This window comes from Reyranella aquatilis, from assembly GCF_020880995.1.
Lineage (GTDB): Bacteria > Pseudomonadota > Alphaproteobacteria > Reyranellales > Reyranellaceae > Reyranella > Reyranella aquatilis.
On record NZ_JAJISD010000002.1, the window covers coordinates 442,728 to 460,680 of the forward strand.

18 protein-coding genes are annotated in these 17,953 nt (G+C 66.3%); 15 read left to right on the forward strand and 3 right to left on the reverse strand.

The window, feature by feature from the left end; genetic code table 11:
• Positions 1 to 3: 3 nt before the first annotated feature.
• From LJ725_RS07950 to LJ725_RS07990, 9 genes are all read left to right on the forward strand, one after another.
• Complete coding sequence (locus tag LJ725_RS07950; protein WP_230550099.1) at positions 4 to 2,343, forward strand: CaiB/BaiF CoA transferase family protein; 2,340 nt, start codon at positions 4 to 6, stop codon at positions 2,341 to 2,343.
• A gap of 3 nt (positions 2,344 to 2,346) precedes the next feature.
• Positions 2,347 to 3,327, forward strand: a complete 981-nt coding sequence (locus LJ725_RS07955) for an NAD(P)H-dependent flavin oxidoreductase (RefSeq protein WP_230550100.1) — start codon at positions 2,347 to 2,349, stop codon at positions 3,325 to 3,327.
• Between the two features lie 56 nt (positions 3,328 to 3,383).
• Positions 3,384 to 4,496, forward strand: a complete 1,113-nt coding sequence (locus tag LJ725_RS07960; RefSeq protein WP_230550101.1) for an S-(hydroxymethyl)glutathione dehydrogenase/class III alcohol dehydrogenase — start codon at positions 3,384 to 3,386, stop codon at positions 4,494 to 4,496.
• A 41-nt stretch (positions 4,497 to 4,537) separates the two neighbouring features.
• Entirely contained in the window at positions 4,538 to 5,419 is an 882-nt protein-coding gene (locus LJ725_RS07965) for an MBL fold metallo-hydrolase (RefSeq protein ID WP_230550102.1), read from the forward strand.
• The gene (locus LJ725_RS07970; protein WP_230550103.1) at positions 5,416 to 6,255 is read left to right on the forward strand and encodes an SMP-30/gluconolactonase/LRE family protein; all 840 of its coding nucleotides are present in this window, start codon (positions 5,416 to 5,418) and stop codon (positions 6,253 to 6,255) included. The genes LJ725_RS07965 and LJ725_RS07970 overlap by 4 nt, the downstream gene beginning before the upstream one ends.
• Before the next feature lie 10 nt (positions 6,256 to 6,265).
• Complete coding sequence (locus LJ725_RS07975; protein WP_230550104.1) at positions 6,266 to 7,084, forward strand: SDR family NAD(P)-dependent oxidoreductase; 819 nt, start codon at positions 6,266 to 6,268, stop codon at positions 7,082 to 7,084.
• A 108-nt stretch (positions 7,085 to 7,192) separates the two neighbouring features.
• A complete protein-coding gene (locus tag LJ725_RS07980; protein ID WP_230550105.1) occupies positions 7,193 to 7,747 on the forward strand; it encodes a carboxymuconolactone decarboxylase family protein in 555 nt (184 codons plus the stop codon).
• Position 7,748: 1 nt separating this feature from the next.
• Positions 7,749 to 8,549 (forward strand): SDR family NAD(P)-dependent oxidoreductase, encoded by an 801-nt coding sequence (locus LJ725_RS07985; protein ID WP_230550106.1) that lies wholly within the window; start codon positions 7,749 to 7,751, stop codon positions 8,547 to 8,549.
• A 28-nt stretch (positions 8,550 to 8,577) separates the two neighbouring features.
• A complete protein-coding gene (locus tag LJ725_RS07990) occupies positions 8,578 to 9,336 on the forward strand; it encodes an SDR family NAD(P)-dependent oxidoreductase (RefSeq protein WP_230550107.1) in 759 nt (252 codons plus the stop codon).
• Here the strand turns inward: LJ725_RS07990 and LJ725_RS07995 are convergent.
• Positions 9,290 to 10,201, reverse strand: a complete 912-nt coding sequence (locus tag LJ725_RS07995) for a LysR substrate-binding domain-containing protein (RefSeq protein WP_230550108.1) — start codon at positions 10,199 to 10,201, stop codon at positions 9,290 to 9,292. The genes LJ725_RS07990 and LJ725_RS07995 overlap by 47 nt on opposite strands.
• A gap of 118 nt (positions 10,202 to 10,319) precedes the next feature.
• Here LJ725_RS07995 and psrA point away from each other — a divergent pair, with 118 nt between their 5' ends.
• From psrA to LJ725_RS08020, 5 genes are all read left to right on the forward strand, one after another.
• Positions 10,320 to 11,432, forward strand: coding sequence for an iron-containing alcohol dehydrogenase PsrA (psrA, locus tag LJ725_RS08000; RefSeq protein ID WP_230550109.1), 1,113 nt, complete (start codon positions 10,320 to 10,322; stop codon positions 11,430 to 11,432).
• 36 nt (positions 11,433 to 11,468) lie between these two features.
• Entirely contained in the window at positions 11,469 to 12,344 is an 876-nt protein-coding gene (gene phnD, locus LJ725_RS08005) for a phosphonate ABC transporter substrate-binding protein (protein ID WP_230550110.1), read from the forward strand.
• Between the two features lie 28 nt (positions 12,345 to 12,372).
• A complete protein-coding gene (gene phnC / locus LJ725_RS08010; protein WP_230550111.1) occupies positions 12,373 to 13,224 on the forward strand; it encodes a phosphonate ABC transporter ATP-binding protein in 852 nt (283 codons plus the stop codon).
• 2 nt (positions 13,225 to 13,226) lie between these two features.
• The gene (gene phnE, locus LJ725_RS08015) at positions 13,227 to 14,021 is read left to right on the forward strand and encodes a phosphonate ABC transporter, permease protein PhnE (RefSeq protein WP_230550112.1); all 795 of its coding nucleotides are present in this window, start codon (positions 13,227 to 13,229) and stop codon (positions 14,019 to 14,021) included.
• A gap of 71 nt (positions 14,022 to 14,092) precedes the next feature.
• Positions 14,093 to 15,685 (forward strand): ABC transporter substrate-binding protein, encoded by a 1,593-nt coding sequence (locus LJ725_RS08020; protein ID WP_230550113.1) that lies wholly within the window; start codon positions 14,093 to 14,095, stop codon positions 15,683 to 15,685.
• A gap of 30 nt (positions 15,686 to 15,715) precedes the next feature.
• Here the strand turns inward: LJ725_RS08020 and LJ725_RS08025 are convergent, their stop codons facing one another.
• Positions 15,716 to 15,970 (reverse strand): hypothetical protein, encoded by a 255-nt coding sequence (locus tag LJ725_RS08025; RefSeq protein ID WP_230550114.1) that lies wholly within the window; start codon positions 15,968 to 15,970, stop codon positions 15,716 to 15,718.
• 164 nt (positions 15,971 to 16,134) lie between these two features.
• Here LJ725_RS08025 and LJ725_RS08030 point away from each other — a divergent pair, with 164 nt between their 5' ends.
• Positions 16,135 to 17,136, forward strand: a complete 1,002-nt coding sequence (locus tag LJ725_RS08030) for a Bug family tripartite tricarboxylate transporter substrate binding protein (protein WP_230550115.1) — start codon at positions 16,135 to 16,137, stop codon at positions 17,134 to 17,136.
• Between the two features lie 25 nt (positions 17,137 to 17,161).
• On the opposite strand, the gene LJ725_RS08035 is transcribed toward LJ725_RS08030, so the two are convergent.
• A complete protein-coding gene (locus tag LJ725_RS08035) occupies positions 17,162 to 17,890 on the reverse strand; it encodes a DUF1194 domain-containing protein (protein WP_230550159.1) in 729 nt (242 codons plus the stop codon).
• Positions 17,891 to 17,953 lie beyond the last annotated feature (63 nt).

The following is a 17,953-nucleotide window of genomic DNA, read 5'->3' on the forward strand; positions in this document are numbered from 1 at the left end:
GCGATGAACGAAGCTTCCGCCCCGCCGCTCGCAGGCTTCAGGATCGTCGAGGTGAACGACGCCAAAGTGCCGCTCTGCCTGCGTCTGGCGACGTCCCTCGCCGCCAAGATCGCGGCCGACCTCGGCGCGGACGTACTCAAGGTCGAGCCGCCCGGCGGCGACCCTGTCCGTCGTGCGCAACCCTTGCTGCCGCAGGGCGAAAGCGCACTATTCCAGTTCCTCAACACGTCCAAGCGCTCGCGGACGCTCGACCTCGCGGCCGAGGACGGACGCAAGGACCTCGCCGATCTCGTCGGCGAGGCGGACGTCGTGCTGTTCGAGGAGCCGGCCGTCGTCGCGGCGATGCTGCGCTCGTCGAAAGCGGCGCCCGTCGAGATCGCGGCCTTCCCGGCCGAGATGAATGCCGCGCTGCGTCCCGTCAGCGAACTGGCGAGCCAGGCACTCGGCGGGCTGATGCACATGGTGGGCGAGCCCGCACGCAAGCCGTTGAAGCTCGGCGGGCACCAGGCGTCCTATCCGGCGGGCCTCACTGCCTTCACCGGACTGATGGCGGCGCTCGCGGCGCGCGAGGCCGGCCGGCCGGCACCGGCGGTGCGCGTATCGCTCGCGGAAGTGATGCAGTGGGTGAACTGGAAGGCGGCGTCCGGCGCCGCCGCCTCCGGCACCTCGCCGGGCCGCGAAGGCAGGAACTCGGAGTTCCAGGTCCTGCCCTGTCGCGACGGTCACGTGGCCGTCGTCTACACAGTGACGCAGTGGCCCGCGACCCGCGCCCTTGTCGGCGATCCCCGCCTCGACGATCCGAAATTCAATACGCGCGCGGGGCGACGCAAGAACATCGCGGAGCTCTATGCAGCGCTGGCGCCGTGGTTCGCCGGCAAGACACGCGAGGAGATCCAGAAGACGGCGCAGGCCAAGGGCGTGCCTTTCGGCCCGATCTTCTCGCCGGCCGAGCTTTTGCGGACCGAGCAATACGTGGCGCGCGGCTTCCTCGCCGACATGCTTCATCCGACCGAGGGCACATTGCGCCTGCCGCAGCTTCCCGTGCAATGGAACGGCCGCTCGTTCTCGCCGCGGCCTGCGCCGCCCCTTACGTCTCACCATTCAAATGGGGAGGTACCCTCGTCTTGCGAGGGCGGAGGGGTCAAAGCGGCGAACCCGAACACGATGCCCCCTCCGTCGCGGAAGACCGCGACACCTCCCTATTTGAATGGGAAAGTGGGCCAGCGTCCTCTCGCCGGTATCCGCGTGCTCGATTTCGGGCTGCTGACCGCCGGCGCGAACACCTCGGCGATGCTGGCCGATCTTGGCGCCGACGTGATCAAGATCGAATCGGGCGCCTATCTCGATCCCTTCCGCGTGGTCGGCAAGATCGACGATGACGACGGATGGTGGAACCGCTCGCCGCAGTTCCGATTCACCAACCGCAACAAGCGTGGGCTGGCGCTGAACCTGAAGGATCCGGAAGGTCAGCGCGTCATCCGCGAGCTGGCGGCACACTGCGACGTCGTGGTCGAGAATTTCCGGCGCGGCGTGCTCGATCGCGCCGGGCTGGGCTACAGGGACCTGAGCGCGATCAATCCGCGCCTGGTGTTCGCCGCCATCTCCAGCCAAGGCGACACCGGACCGGAGCGCATGAACGTCTCGTTCGGCAGCACTCTCGACGCCACCTCGGGCATCGCCTCGCTGACCGGCTACGAGGGCGAGGAGCCGCGCATCTCGGGCATGGACGTGAACTATCCCGACCAGATCGTGTCGCTGTTCGCCACCGGCATCGTGATCGCCGCCGTCACCGAAGCGCGCCGCACGAACAGGGGCGCATTCCTCGACTTCTCCCAGCGCGAGGTCGCGTCGTTCACCCTGGGCGAGGAGATCCTCGCCGCCTCGGCCGATCCGGCTCACCGGCTTGAACCACGCGGCAACACGATGCCCGGCGTGCCACAGCAGGACGCCTACAGTTGCAGCGACGGCAAATGGCTGGCCGTAACGCTTGATGCGCCCGATCCGGCGATGGCGGACTTCTGCGCCGCCACCGATCGCGAGACGGCCGTGAAGACGCTGCTCGGCAAGGGGATCGCCGCCGCCCCCTGCCTCGACGGCAACGACCTGCTGCGCGACACCGCGCTTCAGGGTGTCACCCTGGTACGCGACGAACACGGCGCGCTCGTGAAGGGCCTGCCCTATCGGCTCGACGGCAAGGGCCTCGCCATCGAGCGGCCGGCGCCCGATCTCGGCCAGCACACGAGCGAGGTGCTGCACGAGTTGCTGGGCTACGACGATGCCCGACTGAAGCAATTGAACGACAGCGGCGTGACCTCGACCACGCCCACCATCGGAGAGGTTTGATCCATGCCGCGCACCGAAGTGCACAAGTTGATGGAGCGCATGGCGATCCCCGCCATCGCCGCTCCCATGTTCCTGGTTTCCAACCCTGCGCTCACGCTCGCCTGCTGCGGCGAGGGCCTGATGGGCAGCTTCCCTGCCCACGGCACGCGCAGCCGCGAGGAGTTCCAGGCCTGGCTCGACGAGATGGTCGAGGGCATGAAGCGCCTCGAGGATGCCGGCAAGCAGCCGGCGCCGTGGGCCGTGAACCTCGTCGTTCATGCCTCGAATCCGCGCTACCAGGGCGACCTCGAACTGGTCGAGAAGTACAAGGTGCCGGTCGTGCTCACCTCCAAGGGTGCGCCGGGCGATGCCATCAAGCGCATCCATGGCTGGGGCGCCGTCGCGCTGCACGACATCGCCAACCGGCGCCATGCCGAGAAGGCACTGGAAGCCGGCGTCGACGGCGTGATCGCCGTGGCGGGTGGGGCCGGCGGCCATACCGGAACGATCAATCCCTTCGCGTTGATGAACGAGGTGCGTCAGCTCGGCGACAGTTTCGCCGTCGTGCTGGCCGGCGGCCAGACGACGGGCCGTGATGTGTTCGCCGCCGAGGCGATGGGCGCCGACCTCGCCTATATCGGCACGCGTTTCATCGCGACCGAGGAAGCGATGGCGGCACAGGCGCACAAGGACATGATCCTCGGCACGCGGGCGACCGACGTCTTCCTCACCGCCTCGATCGACGGCGCGCCGGCCAACTGGCTGACGCCCAGCCTGCTGGCGGCCGGCATCGACCTCGACGTGCTGCGCACCACCCTCCCGGGCAAGATCGTCGGCGCGCAGGAGAACAAGAAGCGCTGGAAGGACATCTATACGGCCGGTCATGGCGTGGGGAACATCGACGACGTGCCCGCCGCCGCCGACCTCGTGCGGCGCCTCGTCAGCCAATACCGCGAGGCGAAGTCGGAAATGGCGCATAGGCTCGCCGGCCGCGCCGCAGCGTAGACGGTGGGCGTCCCCCTGCTCTAGGTTTCATCACCAGTGTTTTGAGGGGGCATCGCGTGAAGACAAAGGCAGCCGTCTGTTTCGAGGCCGGCAAGAATCTCGAGATCGAGACCGTCGATCTCGAAGGGCCGAAGTTCGGCGAGGTCCTGGTCGAGATCAAGGCGTCCGGCGTTTGCCACACCGACGAGTTCACGCGCTCCGGCGGCGATCCCGAGGGCCTGTTCCCGGTGATCTTCGGCCACGAGGGCGCGGGCGTCGTGGTCGATGTCGGTCCAGGCATCGTGTCGCTCAAGAAGGGCGACCACGTGATCCCGCTCTACACGCCCGAATGCCGGCAGTGCAAATCCTGCCTCTCGGGCAAGACCAACCTCTGCACCTCGATCCGCGCGACGCAGGGCCAGGGCGTGATGCCCGACGGCTCCTCGCGCTTCTCGATCAAGGGCAGGAAGATCCATCACTACATGGGCTGCTCGACCTTCTCGAACTACACGGTGCTGCCGGAGATCGCGCTGGCCAAGATTCGTCCCGACGCGCCGTTCGACAAGGTCTGCTACATCGGCTGCGGCGTGACGACCGGCATCGGCGCGGTGATCAACACCGCCAAGGTCGAGCCCGGCGCCAACGTCGTCGTCTTCGGCCTGGGCGGCATCGGCCTCAACGTGTTGCAGGGCGCGCGCATGGTCGGCGCCAACATGATCGTTGGCGTCGATCTCAACCCGGCACGCGAGGCGCTGGGCCGCAAGTTCGGCATGACGCACTTCGTCAACCCAAAGGACCTCGGCGACAAGGATCTGGTCGCGCATCTCGTCGAGCTGACCGACGGTGGCGCGGACTACAGCTTCGAATGCGTCGGCAGCACCAAGCTGATGCGTCAGGCGCTTGAATGCTGCCATCGCGGCTGGGGCAAGTCGGTGATCATCGGCGTCGCCGGCGCCGGCCAGGAGATCGCCACACGCCCGTTCCAGCTCGTTACCGGCCGTACCTGGATGGGCACCGCCTTCGGCGGCGCCAAGGGTCGTCGCGACGTTCCGAAGATCGTCGACTGGTACATGGACGGCAAGATCGACATCGATTCGCTGATCACCCACACGATGCCGGTCGAGAAGATCAACCATGCGTTCGACCTGATGCACAAGGGCGAGTCGATCCGCAGCGTCGTAACGTTCTAAACGTCCCTTTCCAGTCCTCAATTCCTGCAGGAAGCCACGCCATGACCGTGCGAACGCTGGGCGGAGCCACCATCGAGAAGGTCGAGGAAATCTGCGGTCCAGGCTTCAAGCCCGGCCGCATGTTTCCGAAGTTCGACCAGGACGCCTTCGACGCCCAGAAGCACTGGATGGTGCCGGAGCATGTGCAGGAGGGCAGCGACCGGCTAATCGGCTCGGTCCACACCTGGATCGTGAAGACGCCCCGGCACACGATCCTGATCGACACCTGCCTCGGCAATCACAAGCAGCGCCACAATGCCGGCTGGAACAATCTCAATACGCCGTTCCTCGACCGGCTGAAGGCCTGCGGCTGCCCCGCGGAGTCCGTGGACTTCGTGATGTGCACTCACTTGCATGTCGACCATGTCGGCTGGAACACCAAGCTGGAGAACGGCCGCTGGGTCCCGACCTTTCCCAATGCGAAGTATCTCTTCGCCAGGCGCGAGTACGCGCACTGGGAAAGCGAGCGCAAAACTCAAGGCGAGGGCAAGGTCAACGACGGCTCGTTCGACGATTCGGTCCTGCCGATCGTCGAGGCCGGCAAGGCGGTGATGATCGACAAGGATCACCAGCCCGACCCATTGCTCACCATCAAGGACTATCCCGGCCACACGCCGGGCTCGATCGCCATCAACCTGAAGGATCAGGGAAAGCAGGCCTGCTTCTCGGGCGACATCATGCATCACCCGATCCAGGTCTATCATCCCGACTGGTCGAGCCAGTTCTGCTGGGACCAGTCCATGTCCGCCGTCTCGCGCCGCAAGCTGCTCGAGGACTGCGTCGAGAGCAACGCTCTCCTCTGTCCCGCTCACTTTCCCGGCGCCAACGCGGGCTACGTCAAGCCAGAGGGCAATTCCTTCCGGATCGAGTGGGACCGGACATGAAGCTCGAACCGCTGCTCGACGGCCTTTCCTTCGGCGAGGGCCCGCGCTGGCGGGACGACCGGCTCTATTTCTCGGACTTCTACGTCCACCAGGTCCGCACCGTCGACGAAACCGGCAAGGCCGAGACGATCGTCGAGGTGCCGGGCCGGCCGTCCGGGCTGGGCTGGCGGCCCGACGGCACGATGCTGATCGTGAGCATGACCGACCGACGGCTGATGCGCTTTGCCAACGGCAAGCTCGCGGTCGAGGCGGAACTCGGCGCCCTCGCGACAGGGCTCTGCAACGACATGGTGGTCGACGCGAAGGGCCGCGCCTATGTCGGCAATTTCGGCTTCGATCGCCATGCCGGCGAGAAGCCGCGCGCCGCCGTGCTGGCCCGCGTCGACCCTGACGGCTCCGTCCATGCGGCAGCCGACGAGCTGATGTTCCCCAACGGCACGGTCATCACGCCCGACGGCAGGACGATGATCATCGGCGAGACCTTCGCCAAGCGCCTGACGGCATTCGACATCGCGCCCGACGGCACGCTCTCCAATCGGCGAGTCTGGGCCGAGACGCCGACCTGCAATCCCGACGGGATCTGCCTCGATGCCGAAGGCGGCATCTGGGTCACCGGCGCCTTTACCCATCAGATGGTTCGCGTGCTCGAGGGCGGCACGGTCACGCACGCCCTCGACCTCGGCGAGCGCGCGGCCTACGCCTGCATGCTGGGTGGCAAGGACCGCCGCACGCTCTTCGTCATCACCAACAGCGGCAGCGGGCCCGCCATCGCCGACAAGCAGGACGGTCGCATCGAGACGATGCGCGTCGACGTGCCCGGCGCCGGCCTGCCCTGAGGAGGAACGCGTGAAAGGTCCAGAGGACGACGCCGGCCTGGCCGGCAAGGTGGCGGTGATTGCCGGCGGCGGCGCCGCGGGCGACGGAATCGGCAACGGCCGGGCGGCGGCGATCCTGCTGGCCCGCGCCGGCGCCCATGTGCTGGTGGCCGACCGTGACCTCAAGCTGGCGGAGCGCACGGTCGAGATGATCAAGGCCGAGGGCGGTAGCGCCGCGGCCCATGCAGGCGACCTGACGCAGGAGGCCGAGTGCAAGCGGCTGGTCGATGCCGCCGTCGATCACTGGGGACGACTGGACTTCCTCGACAACAATATCGGCATCGGCAGCCGCGGTTCGGTGGTCGAGGAGAAGCCCGAGGAGTTCCGCCGCGTCATGCAGGTGAACGTCGAGACGATGTTCCTGGTCTCCAAGCACGCGATTCCGGCGATGATCAAGACTGCCAAAGGCGGCGCGATCGTGAACATCTCGTCGATCTCGGCGTTGCGGCCGCGCGGCCTCACCACCTACACGACCTCCAAGGCCGCCGTGATCGGCCTCACCCAGGCGATGGCGGTCGACCATGGCCGCGACAATATCCGCGTCAACTGCATCTGCCCCGGCCCTGTCTACACGCCCATGGTCTACGCCCGCGGCAACGGCATGAGCGAGGCCGCCCGCGCCCAGCGCGCCAGCGCCTCCGTGCTCAAGACCGAGGGCACCGGCTGGGACGTCGGCCATACCGTGCGCTTTCTGCTGAGCAACCACGCCCGCTACATCACCGGCCAGGTCATCGTCGTCGACGGCGGCGTGACCCTGCAGGGCCCGGCGTGCGATTCGCAGGATCACTGACGCCCATCATCCGCGACGGTCGCCCCGTGCACCGCGGGGGATCTTCGCGGCAACAATCAAGGATCCCGCGTCCTTCGGCTCGGGATGACAATGAGGAGGAAACTGACGATGGCCCGCCTGCCCTATCTCGAGCCCGACCAGGTCGCGCCCGAGTATCGCGACATGCTCAAGCGCAACACCAACCTGCACAAGCTGCTGGTCAACTCGCCCGACATGGCGCGGGCCTTCAGCGGGCTGGGCGGCTACATCCGCTTCAAGAGCAAGCTCGACACGCGCCTGCGCGAGCTCGCCATCCTGCAGGTCGGCTGGCTGGAGAAGTCCGAGTACGAATTCACCCATCATGTGAAGATCGGCAAGGAATTCGGGGTCACCGACGAGGACATCAAGGGACTGATGGCCGAGACCGAGGGCAAGCCCTCCAATCTCGAACCGCTGACCAAGGCCGTCCTCAGAGGCGCGCGCGAGATGGTGAAGGACCTCGCAATGTCCGACGCCACCTTCGCCGAGATCAAGAAGGACCTGTCGGACGAGCACATGACCGATCTGGTGCTCACCATCGCCTTCTACTGCGCCGTCGTCCGCGTGCTCGCCACCATGAAGATCGACAACGAGCCGCAGTACAAGGAAGTGCTGAAGCAGTATCCGATCCCGGGAGTTCAGTAACATGCGCCTGAAAGACCGCGTCGCCATCGTCGTCGGCGCCGGGCAGAGCCCCGGCGAAGGCATGGGCAACGGGCGCGCCACTGCCCTCACCTTCGCACGCGAAGGCGCCAAGGTCCTGTGCGTCGATCACAATCTCGCCTCGGCGCAGGAAACGGTTGAGATGATCGGAGTCAACCAGGGTACCGCGGTCGCCTTCAAGGCCGACGTGACCAAGGGAGACGAGCTCGAGGCCATGGTGGCCGACGCGCATGCGCGCTGGGGCCGTGTCGACATCCTGCACAACAATGTGGGCGTCTCTCTGGCCGGAGGCGACGCGGAACTTCTCGACATCACCGAGGAGGCCTTCGACCGCTGCACGGCGATCAACCTCAAGAGCTGCATCTTCGCGGCCAAACACGTGCTGCCGATCATGCGCGCCCAGCAGAGCGGCGTGATCATCAACATCTCGTCGATGGCGGTGATCACCACCTATCCCTACGTCGCCTACAAGGCGACCAAGTCGGCGATGGTGTCCTTCACCGAGCAGCTGGCCTATCAGAACGCCCAATACGGCATTCGCGCCAACGTGATCCTGCCGGGTCTGATGAACACGCCCATGGCAGTCGACACGCGCGCCCGTACCTTCAAGAAGAGCCGCGCCGAGGTCGAGGCCGAGCGCGATTCCAAGGTGCCGCTGCGCAAGAAGATGGGCACCGGCTGGGATGTCGCCAACGCCGCGCTCTTCCTTGCCTCCGACGAGGCGAGCTTCATCACCGGGGTCACCCTGCCGGTCGCCGGCGGGGCCAGCGTGCGGCGCGGCTAGAGGCACGATCCTTGCGTTGCACGGCCCCATGAACAGACTTGCCGGCAAGACCGCCCTCATCACCGGCGCCTCCTCGGGCATCGGCCGTGCCATCGCGAAGAAATTCCACGCCGAGGGCGCGACGCTCCTGCTGATGGACATCACGGAGGCGGTCGTCGAGGGCGGCGAGCCGACGCACAGGATCCTGAACGTGCCCTTCTTCCAGGGCGACGTGTCGAACGAAGCGGATGTCGAGGAAGCCGTGCGCCGGGCGGCGCTGCCGACCGGCCGGCTCGACATCGTGGTCAACGACGCCGCCATCCGCTCGGCCAAGAAGCTCACCGATACCGGTCTGGAGGAGTGGAACCGGGTGATGGAGGTGAACGTCACCGGCGTCTTCCTGATGTGCCGCGCCGCCGTGCGCCGGATGCTGGCCCAGGAGATCCGCAACGAGGCGCGCGGGCGCATCGTCAACATCTCCTCGCAGCACGGCATGATCTCCTCGCCCGAGGATTTCTCCTACGGCGTCTCGAAGTCGGCGGTGGTCTACATGACCCGGCAGATCGCCTCCGACTACGGTCGCGACAGCGTCATCTGCAACGCCGTGGCCCCGGGCAAGATCCTCACTGGCAAGACCGGGCGGGCGATCGAGCCGCGCTGGATCGACTATTCACATGCCCGCACACCCCTGCCACGCCTCGGCCGCTCAGAGGACGTCGCCAACGCCGCCCTCTTCCTCGCCTCCGACGAGGCGACCTTCATCACCGGCGAGAATCTGATGGTCGACGGCGGCTGGATGGCGAGCTGACCGGCAGCAATCCGGCCAGCACCTGAAGGAAGGCGCGCACGAGGCGCGCGTTCTGTCGCTCCCGCAGGTGGACGACGTGGGCGTAGGTATAGATCTCGGCATCCACGATCGGCAGTGGCTTGATGCGCGGATCGGGGATGAACTCGGCTTCCGACACCACGCTCATGCCGATCCCCTTGGCCACGGCCTCGCGAATCGATTCTCGGCTGCCGATCTCCATCACGATCTTGGGCCGCACATTCGCCTCGCGCATAGCCTGGTCGAAAGCGCGACGGGTCGTCGAGCCCGCCTCGCGCAGGATCAGGCGCTGCCCTTCCATGTCGCGCACGCGAATGCCGCGACGCTGCGCGAACGGATGGTCGATATGGCAGAAGGCGATCACGCGGTGGCGGCGATAGGGAATGGCGACCAGCCGCGGATCGGGATCGACATGGGCGAGGACCGCGACGTCGGTCCGGTAGTCCAGCAGGTCGCGCAGCGTGTCGCGCGAATTGCCGACGGTCACCGAGACATAGAGGCCGGGATGGCGCGCGTTGAAGGCCGCCAGCATATCGGTGACGTGATAGGGGCCGACGGCGCCGACGCGCAGATGACCGGTTTTCAGTCCGCGCGTCTCGTTGAGATAGTCCGCGGCTTCCTTCTCGTCGGCGAAAAGCCGGCGCGTGATGTCGAGCAGGCCGCCGCCGGTCTCGGTGAGTTCGATGCGGCGGCCGCGGCGCACGAACAGCTCGACGCCGAACTCCTGCTCCAGCGACTTCACCTGGGTGGTGATGGTCGGCTGGCTCACACCCAGCTCACGCGCGGCGGCGGTGAAGCTCAGCCGCTGCGCCACCGCGTGGAAGGACCGGAGCTGCGTGTGCCTCATATTGATTTTCTCAATGTGACTTCGAGAATGTTTGAATTGGATAAATGTGAGAGCTGGCCGGAGGATTGTCAAAAGGCCGACAAGGCCAAGCCAGCAAAGCCAGGGGAGTGAAGCGCGGATGTGGCGCTATCGGAATCCGGTCGACGTGACGTTCGGCGCCGGCGTCTTCGAGACGCTGGGCAAGGTCCTAGCCGGCCGGCCCTACTGTCTCGTGACCTATGACGACGCCAATGGCGGCGGCGTCTTCGCCGACCTCACGCGCCGCGTCATTGCCCAGGCCGGCGCGCCTGCGGTCACGGTGAGCAACATCGGCCCCAACCCGGATTTCATCGGCCTCGCCGATTCCTGCCGGACCTACGCCGCCGCACCCCATCCCATCGAGGCCATCGTGGCGCTGGGCGGCGGCTCAGTCATGGATGCCGCCAAGGTCCTGGCCGCCGCCAGGGGCGACTTCGACACGGTGCGGCGCCATCTCGAAACCGGAAAGGACGGCGACACGCTCGGCCGCACGCCGATCATCGCCATCCCGACCACGGCTGGCACCGGCAGCGAAGTCACGTCCTGGGCCACGGTCTGGGACACGACCGCGATGAAGAAGTACTCGCTGGCGCGCGACACGCTTTATCCCGAGGCTGCGCTGGTCGACCCGCTACTCACGCTCGGCTTGCCGCGCGCCATCACCATCAGCACCGGGCTCGACGCGCTCAGCCATGCGCTGGAGAGCATCTGGAACGTCAATGCCAACCCGGTTTCGAGTTCGCTGGCCGAGGTCGCCGCGCGCGAGGTCATCGAGGCCCTGCCGTTGCTGGCCGACGATCTTCGCAGCGAGGCGCTGCGCACCCGGCTGGCACGCGCCAGCCTGTTCGCGGGCCTCGCCTTCTCCAACACCCGCACCGCGCTGGCCCACTCGCTGTCCTATCACCTGACCCTGCATCACGGCGTGCCGCACGGCATCGCCTGCTCGTTCAGCCTGCCGATGGTGATGCGGGCCGTCGCGGGCTGCGACGCCGCCTGCGACGCCTCGTTGCGCCGCATCTTCGGCAACGACCTGCTCGCGGGCGCGGCGCGTCTCGAGGCCTTCCTGAAGAAACTCGGCATCTCGCCCGACGCCACCGCCCACGGCATCGCCGCCCGCGACTGGGCGCGCCTGGTCGACGATGCGCTGGCGGGCGATCGCGGCCGTAACTTCATCGGACGCCGGGAGGCGCTGCTGGCCGAAATGGCCGCTTAGTCAGTCAAGGAAAAGAAAACCACGGAGGAAACAACGATGACCAGGATGACGCGTCGCGATTTCGGGCTCTTGACCGGCGGCTCGCTGCTGGCCGGCGGAACCGTTGCCACCGCCCAGGCCCAGCAGGTGCTCAAGGTCGGCCTGATCCCCTCCGAGGATTCGCGGGCGATGCTGGCCCAGAGCAAGGATATTCTCGACGCGGTCGAGAAGAATTCCGGCATGAAGGTCCAGGGCTTCGTCGCCACCGACTACAACGGCGTCATCGAGGCGCTGCGCGCCAAGCATCTCGACATCGCCTATCTCGGGCCGTTCTCCTACGTGCTGGCGACCACCGTGACGCCGGTCGAGGCCTTCGCCATCGCCGAAACCGCCAAAGCCGGACGCACCTACTATCACTCCAAGATCATCGCGCTGAAGTCGAGCGGCATCAAAACGCTGGCCGATCTCAAGGGCAAGAATTTCGCCTTCGTCGATCCGGCCTCGACCTCGGGCTATGCCTTTCCCCTCGCGGGGCTGCTCAAGGCCGGCATCGGGCCGAAGCGCGACTTCAAGACTGTGATCTTCACCGGTGCGCACGACGCCAACGCGCTGGCCGTCGCCAACGGCAAGGTCGATGCAGCGACCATCGCCGACCGCATCCTAGACGCCGCCATCGCCAAGGGACACATCAAGGCCGACCAGATCCAGGTCGTCTGGGAATCGCCGCCGATCCCGGAATCGCCGATGGTCTGGCGCAAGGATCTCTCGCCCGAGACGAAGGCGAAGGTGAAGGCCGCGTTCCTGTCGATCAAGGACCTCAACTGGTCCGACCAGGGCAAGCTGAACGGCTTCAAGGAAACCAGCGACCAGGCCTACGACGTCGTGCGCGAGACCGCCAAGCTCGCGAACATCGATCTCAAGAAGCAGAAGTAGCCGCAACACGAGCCCAGGGGATCGAGCCATGATCGAAATCCGCGGCCTCGCCAAATCCTATGGCGACCACCAGGCGCTGCACGATGTCAGCCTCTCGATCCGTCCCGGCGAATTCGTCGTCGTGCTGGGGCCTTCCGGCGCCGGCAAGTCGACGTTGCTGCGCTGCATCAACAGGCTGATCGAGCCGACGGCGGGCGATATCCTGGTAGATGGCACGTCGCTGTCGTCCAATCGCCGCGACCTGCGCCTGCTCCGGCGCAACGTCGCGATGATCTTCCAGCAGCACAATCTGGTGAAGCGCCTCAGCGTGCTGAAAAACGTGCTGGTCGGCCGCATGGCCGACCTCTCGCCGATCCTGAGCAGCCTGCAGCTGTTCCCTGAGGCCGACGTGAAGATCGCCATGCACTGCCTCGAGCAGGTGGCGATGTCCCACAAGGCCCGCAACCGCGCCGATGCGTTGTCGGGCGGCGAGCAGCAGCGGGTCGGCATCGCCCGGGCGCTGGCCCAGCAGCCCAAGTTCATGCTGGCCGACGAGCCGGTGGCGAGCCTCGATCCCAAGACCTCGCGCACCGTGCTCAACTACCTGAAGAAGAGCTGCAAGGAATCCAACATCGCCGTTCTCTGCAACCTCCACCAGATCGACTATGCGCTGGAGTTCGCCGAGCGGGTCGTCGGCCTCTCGGCCGGCCGCGTCGTCTATGACGGTGCGCCTGCCGGCGTGAGCGGCGACGTGATCCGCAGCATCTATCCCGGCCTCGACGATCCCAACGTGCTCGATGCCGCCCAGCGTCTCACCGAACGTCGCCGGGCTGCGGCAGAAGCCGAGATCGCCCTCGCGGCGACATCCGTCGCCACGACCTCCGTTGAAGGGAGGGCCTAGAGATGTCCCTGCAATTCGTCGTCAACAAGCCGCGCGGCCCGCTCGGCTGGTGGATCATGCTTCCGATCCTCGGTGCTGCAGTCGCAATCCTCTGGTGGTCGGCGCTCGGTACCCGCCTGAGCATCGCGGGCTTCATCGACGGCCTGCCCTGGATCGGCGACTTCATCGGCCGCATGCTGCCACCGAACTTCGCCTTCATGCAGAAGCTGGTGCAGCCCGCGATCGAGACGGTGCAGATCGCGCTTTGGGGCACCTTGCTCGGGATCGTCCTGGCGCTTCCAGTCTGCTTCTTCGCGGCACGAAATCTCTCGCCCTACGCCTGGGTATTCCATGGTCTGCGTCAGGTGCTGAACGTGATGCGCGGCATCAACGAGATCATTCTGGCGCTGATCTTCGTGGCGGCCGTCGGCCTCGGCCCATTCGCAGGCGTCCTTGCGATCGCGCTGCACGGTGCCGGTATGCTGGGCAAGTTCTTCGCCGAAGCGATCGAGGAGATCGACGAGGGTCCGCTCGACGCATTGCGCGCCGCCGGCGCGGGCACCCTGCAGCGAATCGTGTTCGGCGTGTTGCCGCAGGTCCTGCCGGCCTGGATCGGCGTGGTGCTCTATCGCTTCGAGACCAACATCCGGGTCTCGACCGTGCTCGGCATGGTCGGCGCGGGCGGCATTGGCTTCGAACTCATCAGCTCGATGAAGCTCTTCGCCTACGAGGACACGGCGGCCTGCGTGATCGTGATCTTGATCCTCGTGCTCGCCGCCGATCTCATGTCGTCGAAATTGCGCGCGATGATCCGCTAGCCGGACCGGGCCTCTCGACGGGGGACCGCCTCCGCGTCATCCTCTCTGCAACGGGGCATGGGAGGATAGAAATGCGGCTATCGATCGGACTTCTCGGCGCCTTGGCGGCGCTCGGTCTGTCAGCGGCGCCGGCGCTCGCGCAGAAGAGCGGCGGCACCCTCAAGATGTACTTTCCGGACAATCCGCCCAGCACCTCGATCCACGAGGAGGCAACGACCTCGACCGTCGTGCCGTTCATGGGCCTCTACAACAACCTCGTCGTCTTCGATCAGCAGATTCCGCAGAACAGTCTCGAGACGATCCGCCCCGATCTCGCCGAAAGCTGGGCCTGGAGCGAGGACGGCAAGAAGCTGACCTTCAAGCTGGTCGGCAATGCCAAGTGGCACGACGGCAAGCCCTTCACCTCGGCCGACGTGAAATGCACCTGGGACATGCTCGCCGGCAAGAGCGAGACCCACAAGCTGCGCAAGAACCCGCGCGCTTCCTGGTACTGGAATCTTCAGGAAGTCACGACCAACGGCGATCGCGAGGTGACCTTCCATCTCGGCCAGCCGCAGCCCTCCCTGCTCATCCTGCTCGCCTCGGGCTACAGCCCCGTCTATTCCTGCCACGTGCCGACGGCGCAGATGCGCACCAAGCCGATCGGCACAGGTCCCTTCAAGCTGGCCGAGTTCAAGCAGAAGGAGATCATCAAGCTGGTCCGTAACCCGGATTACTTCAAGAAGGGCAAGCCATACCTCGACGGCATCGAGATGCCGATCGTGCCGGCCCGCGGCACGGCGCTGCTGGGCTTCGTGTCGGGCCGCTACGACATGGCGCCGCCCTATGCCGTGACCATCCCGCTGCTCAAGGACATCAAGAGCCAGGCCGCCAACGCCGTCTGCGAAGTGGCGCCGATGAACAACAGCACCAACCTGATCGTGAACAGCGAAGCGCCTCCGTTCAACAATGCCGAGATCCGCCGCGCGATGCTGCTCACCATCGACCGCAAGTCGTTCATCGACATCCTGGCCCAGGGCGCGGGCGAAGCCGGCGGGGTCATGGAGCCGGCGCCCGGCGGCGTCTGGGGCATGCCGAAGGAGATGTTCGACACGGTCAAGGGCTACGGCCCCGATGTCGCGAAGAACCGGGCCGAGGCCCAGGCCATCATGAAGAAGCTGGGCTATGGGCCCGACAACAAGCTGAAGCTCAAGGTCGCGACCCGTAACCACCTGCTCTATCGCGACCCGGCGGTCATCCTGATCGACCAGCTCAAGGAAATCTACATCGAGGGCGAACTCGACCTGGTCGACACCGCGCTGTGGTTCAACAAGGTCGCGCGCAAGGACTACTCGGTCGGGCTCAACACCACCGGCAACGGCGTCGACGATCCCGACCAGACCTACTTCGAGCACTATGCTTGCAAGTCGGAGCGCAACTATGTCGGCTATTGCAATCCCGAGATCGAGAAGCTCTTCCCGATCCAGTCGGCGGAGCGCGACATCGAGAAGCGCAAGAAGCTCGTCTGGGAGATCGACAAGCAGATCCTGGAGGAGGGCTTCCGCCCGATCATCATGTGGAACGCCTCGGGCAGCTGCTGGCATCCCTACGTCAAGGGGTTTCGCCCGATGGTGAACAGCCTCTACAACGGCTCGCGCTTCGAGGACGTCTGGCTCGACAAGTAGGCCGAAATCGCGAACGACACGGCCGGGCCGCTACGAGCGGCTCGGCACCATGACCTGACGGTAGCCGCGCGCTTCCATACACGGCTTCTCGAACTCGTCGCGATCCATGTTCTCGACGTAGTTGCCGCCCATCGCGATCCAGCGACGCAGCTGATATTCCTGGCAGGCCTTGGTGTCGGCCTCGACCTGCTGGGGCGCGACGCCGGCCTTCTCGTAGGTGATGCTCTGGCAACCGCCGAGCATCCCCAGCACCACCATCGTCGCCGCAATCACACCGAGCTTCATGGCCGCATCTCCTTCACACAGGAGTCTACCGCCCCACGGTGGCGCGCGGCAGGCGACCTCAAGCGTAAGTGATGCCGACTGACACCGGCGCCCTCGCAGGCGTAGTGTCGCCCTCAATCAGACCCGGCCGCGAGCCGGGCAATCCACTCCGGGAGAAGTCGCCCATGGTTTCGCCACGACAGACTCTTTCACGCCGGCAGGCCATGACGGGCACGCTGCTCCTATCGCTGCCGCTGCTGGCGTCCGCGCCGGCACGGGCCGCCGACTGGCCGGAGCGCCCCATCCGCATGATCATCCCCTTCGCGGCGGGCGCCGGCGCCGACACGGTCGGGCGCACCTTCGGCGAGGAACTGGCCAAGGCGCTGGGCCAGCCGGTCGTGATCGACAACAAGGGCGGTGCCGGCGGCCTGCTGGGAACGGCCGAGGGCGCGCGCGCGCCGGCCGACGGCTACACGCTGCTGCTCACCTCGCAGGGCGCCACCGTGTTCAACATGGGCCTCTACAAGTCGCCGGGTTACGATCCGCTCAAGGATCTCATTCCGATCGCCACGACCGGCATCCTGACCAACGTCATGGTCGTATCGACCGCCAACCCGGCTAACACCGTCGCCGACGTCATCGCGCAGGCGCGCGCCAAGCCGGGCGAGCTCACCTACGGGTCGAGCGGCGTCGGCAGCAGCCTCCATATGTCCGGCGTGATCCTGGAGCAGCGTACCGGCGTGAAGCTGCAACATGTGCCCTATCGCGGCGCGCCGGCCGCCGTGCTCGCGGTGATCAATGGCGAGGTGACGATGGGCTTCTTCAACGCCCCGACCGTGGTCGGCCAGATCAAGGCCGGCAAGCTGAAGGCGCTCGCCGTCACGACCAAGGACCGATCGGTCATCATGCCGGAAGTGCTGACGATGATGGAGGCGGGCGTGCCCGACTTCGTCGTTGCGACCTGGCTCGGCTTCGCGGTGCCGAACGGCACGCCCGCGCCCATCGTGGCGCGCCTCAATGCAGAGATCGGCCGCATCGCGCAGATGCCGCAGGTGAAGGAAAAGCTCCTGGTCCAGGGTTTCGAGGTCCTGCCGCCCGACACGCCCGCGGCTGCCCGCAAGCTGATCGCCGACGATCAGGCGCTGTGGCTTCCCATCATCAAGCAGTCCGGCGCGACGGCGGAGTAGGACGGTCGCCGGATCTTGGGACTGGCTAATCCGCAGCCGCGAGGCTGTTGCGCGGCGCACCCGCGATCTCCTGGATCAGTTTCTTGGTCATGGCGCGGCCGAACGCGCCGTGGTTCTCGGCGACGATCGTGAAGGCGCCCGGCCCGCCGATGACGTTTTCCTGGAAGTACTTCTCCAGGCCGCCGGGCGGGTTGGTGTGCTCGGGGCGGAACGCCTCCTCGATCGGCGTCAGGATCACCAGCGCGTTGATCGTGATGTTGCGGGCGACGGCATCGTCCCGCGCATCCGTGACCAGGCGGCCGCCGATGTTATTGCCGTCGCCGGACACGTCGATCACCCTGCGGTCCGCCACGAATGGCGCGCGCTCGAGCTGCCTGACCGCGAAGTCGATGGCCGCGCTGATCGACGTGCTGCCGGCGAACGAGCGCGGCGTCTCGATCAGCCTGTCGCCGAACAGGCGCGCCGAGACGCCGTCGCCGATCACCATCCAGTCGATGACGACATTCTGCATGTTGGCCGAGGCCCATTCGACGAAGCAGATGGCGATGCGCCTGTTGGGGCCCGAGGTGATCGCCCTCACGACATCGGGATGGGTGATGGCAGCGGCGGCGCCTTCGCGCTGAAGCCTGAACTTGGGCTCTGTCACGCTGCGCGACACGTCCGCGGCCATCACCAGCAGCATGTCGACCGGTTGCGCCGCGCGCACGGTCGGGGAGACGAACGCCAACGTCAGGCTGAGCAGAGCCACCAGCATCTTCATCGCTCGGAACCTCGGTCACGGTTGGGCGGGAACGACGTCGCTCCGCAGTATGCAGAG

Coding starts and splice junctions, on each gene's coding strand:
- LJ725_RS07950 (WP_230550099.1), top strand. CDS start 4: ATGAACGAAGCTTCCGCCCCGCCGCTCGCAGGCTTCAGGATCGTCGAG.
- LJ725_RS07955 (WP_230550100.1), top strand. CDS start 2,347: ATGCCGCGCACCGAAGTGCACAAGTTGATGGAGCGCATGGCGATCCCC.
- LJ725_RS07965 (WP_230550102.1), top strand. CDS start 4,538: ATGACCGTGCGAACGCTGGGCGGAGCCACCATCGAGAAGGTCGAGGAA.
- LJ725_RS07970 (WP_230550103.1), top strand. CDS start 5,416: ATGAAGCTCGAACCGCTGCTCGACGGCCTTTCCTTCGGCGAGGGCCCG.
- LJ725_RS07980 (WP_230550105.1), top strand. CDS start 7,193: ATGGCCCGCCTGCCCTATCTCGAGCCCGACCAGGTCGCGCCCGAGTAT.
- LJ725_RS07985 (WP_230550106.1), top strand. CDS start 7,749: ATGCGCCTGAAAGACCGCGTCGCCATCGTCGTCGGCGCCGGGCAGAGC.
- LJ725_RS07990 (WP_230550107.1), top strand. CDS start 8,578: ATGAACAGACTTGCCGGCAAGACCGCCCTCATCACCGGCGCCTCCTCG.
- LJ725_RS07995 (WP_230550108.1), bottom strand. CDS start 10,201: ATGAGGCACACGCAGCTCCGGTCCTTCCACGCGGTGGCGCAGCGGCTG.
- psrA (WP_230550109.1), top strand. CDS start 10,320: ATGTGGCGCTATCGGAATCCGGTCGACGTGACGTTCGGCGCCGGCGTC.
- phnD (WP_230550110.1), top strand. CDS start 11,469: ATGACCAGGATGACGCGTCGCGATTTCGGGCTCTTGACCGGCGGCTCG.
- phnC (WP_230550111.1), top strand. CDS start 12,373: ATGATCGAAATCCGCGGCCTCGCCAAATCCTATGGCGACCACCAGGCG.
- phnE (WP_230550112.1), top strand. CDS start 13,227: ATGTCCCTGCAATTCGTCGTCAACAAGCCGCGCGGCCCGCTCGGCTGG.
- LJ725_RS08020 (WP_230550113.1), top strand. CDS start 14,093: ATGCGGCTATCGATCGGACTTCTCGGCGCCTTGGCGGCGCTCGGTCTG.
- LJ725_RS08025 (WP_230550114.1), bottom strand. CDS start 15,970: ATGAAGCTCGGTGTGATTGCGGCGACGATGGTGGTGCTGGGGATGCTC.
- LJ725_RS08030 (WP_230550115.1), top strand. CDS start 16,135: ATGGTTTCGCCACGACAGACTCTTTCACGCCGGCAGGCCATGACGGGC.
- LJ725_RS08035 (WP_230550159.1), bottom strand. CDS start 17,890: ATGCTGGTGGCTCTGCTCAGCCTGACGTTGGCGTTCGTCTCCCCGACC.